This is a genomic window from Rufibacter ruber (assembly GCF_014138425.1).
GTDB classification, from domain to species: domain Bacteria; phylum Bacteroidota; class Bacteroidia; order Cytophagales; family Hymenobacteraceae; genus Nibribacter; species Nibribacter ruber_C.
This window is the reverse complement of sequence record NZ_JACJIQ010000045.1, coordinates 1-1,640: the sequence shown is the minus strand read 5'-3', so window position 1 is coordinate 1,640 and position 1,640 is coordinate 1. Positions and strand designations below refer to the sequence as shown.

The 1,640-nt window shown below is 41.9% G+C and carries 2 protein-coding genes; one reads left to right on the top strand and one right to left on the bottom strand.

Going from position 1 to position 1,640, the window contains the following annotated elements:
* Positions 1 to 196: 196 nt before the first annotated feature.
* On the bottom strand, positions 197 to 496 hold the full coding sequence (locus FHS90_RS22190) for a hypothetical protein (RefSeq protein WP_182514623.1): 300 nt from the start codon (positions 494 to 496) through the stop codon (positions 197 to 199).
* Between the two features lie 487 nt (positions 497 to 983).
* On the opposite strand from FHS90_RS22190, the gene FHS90_RS22185 reads away from it, so the two are divergent.
* Positions 984 to 1,475 carry a hypothetical protein gene (locus tag FHS90_RS22185; protein WP_182514622.1) on the top strand — a complete coding sequence of 164 codons (492 nt, stop codon included), beginning with the start codon at positions 984 to 986 and terminating at the stop codon, positions 1,473 to 1,475.
* Positions 1,476 to 1,640 lie beyond the last annotated feature (165 nt).

Here is a 1,640-nt window from a genome sequence, read left to right as displayed (position 1 = left end):
TTAGAAATGGCACCAGCATAAAAAATACTAATGCTAACATTGCATAAAAATCATGCTACGGCCGACGGCCTAGCACGTTTTTTATACTAACCGTTGGCGGTCATTGAAAGAACAATTTACCAACTTGAACGGCAGAAAAACATCAGCAATAGTGGCAGAAGTTCTAAAAATAATCGTCTGGACTTGCAGAAGAAAATCAGCAGAGGATTTTGATTAGCTTAGCAGAAGTTTGGAACGCCACCCGACTTTCAGCAAATGTTGCAAAAGAGGAGTTGACGTTGCGGTTGAGCAAGAATTGACGCAAAATGCGTGCATCACCGACGGACAGAATTGCGTTTTCGGCCTCTTTTCTGGAAATCAGGCCAAAACTGGACGGGCAAACGGAATAAGATAAACACTCCGATTTTCTGTTTTCGGGCTGCTTTTCTGAAATCAGGCCAAAAACAGAAAAAGGAAAATAAAACAACAACGTCCGCCAACAACGGCTAAACGTCATCTCCAGCCGACGGCTGTCGCCGTCGTTTAGCCAAGGCGTTGGGTGTCATTGTAAACACAGGTTCTCGCGTCGGCCAGCAAAAAAATCAGCAAAGCCGACAAAAGAATCTGCACAAGTTGCAGAAGTAATTCAGCTAAAGAATTAGGTTAGCTTTACAAAAGTCAATGAACGCCACCCGACTTCGACCAGCAAGATTCGCAGAAGAGGAATTGACGCTGCGTCCGCGCAGAAAGAATTTACCGGCAATGCGCGCAAACCGACGGAATGCGTTTTCGGCCTTGTTTTCGGAAATGAGGGCAAAAACGGACGGACAGAAAAAGTAGAATTCATTCTGCAAGCTGTTTTCGGGCTGTTTTTTGAAAATCAGGCCAAAAACAGAAAACTAGAAACTGTATAAAGAAACAACGTCACCCAACAACGCATAAACGTCACCTTGGCCGACGGCCTACGGCGTCGTTTATACCAGACGTTAGCAGCAAGTTAAAATATGAAAAAAATCTTACTACTATTTTTTGCGCTTTTGAATTTTGCAACCTGCCGAGGTCAATCTGCCTATGTGATTTTAAAAGATAAAGAAACAATTACCGACCTTATAACAATTTATAAAGTCCTCCCTGAATCATCGACGACTACAGAACTGTCTGAAGCTGAACTGGATTTGGTAAAGAAAGCTTCCATTGAATATATTAAAGACTTCAATACCGCAATAAGCGAGGAATTTAGGAAGCGTGGGGAAAGGAAGAAATATGCTAAAATGTATCAAATAGAGAACTTGAGTAACTATAAGATTCAATATGTTCCATACTTAAATGGGAAAGGGGAAAAAGAAATCTGGATAAATGGATTTTGTAACGACTTCGATAAAGATTGGCGGAGAGAACTAATTCATGTATTTGATGGTGGAAATTGTTATTTCACAATTAGACTAAACCTAACGACTGGCGAACGTTTAGGAATTGGAACAAATGGATACGCATAAAAAAACCAGCTGCTAACAACGTGTAAACGCCAGCTTCGGCCGACGGCCTCCGCCGCCGTTTACACAAGTACGTTAATCCGTCATTGGATTATTTTCTGCTTTTATAATGGCGAAGCCTCCAGGCAAGGGAGGGGAAAGGAACCAAAGGTCATTAAAGCCTCAAAA

What these genes read in the sequence shown, in the direction of transcription:
- FHS90_RS22190 (WP_182514623.1), bottom strand. Translation starts at nt 496, where the DNA reads ATGACGTTTAGCCGTTGTTGGCGGACGTTGTTGTTTTATTTTCCTTTT.
- FHS90_RS22185 (WP_182514622.1), top strand. Translation starts at nt 984, where the DNA reads ATGAAAAAAATCTTACTACTATTTTTTGCGCTTTTGAATTTTGCAACC.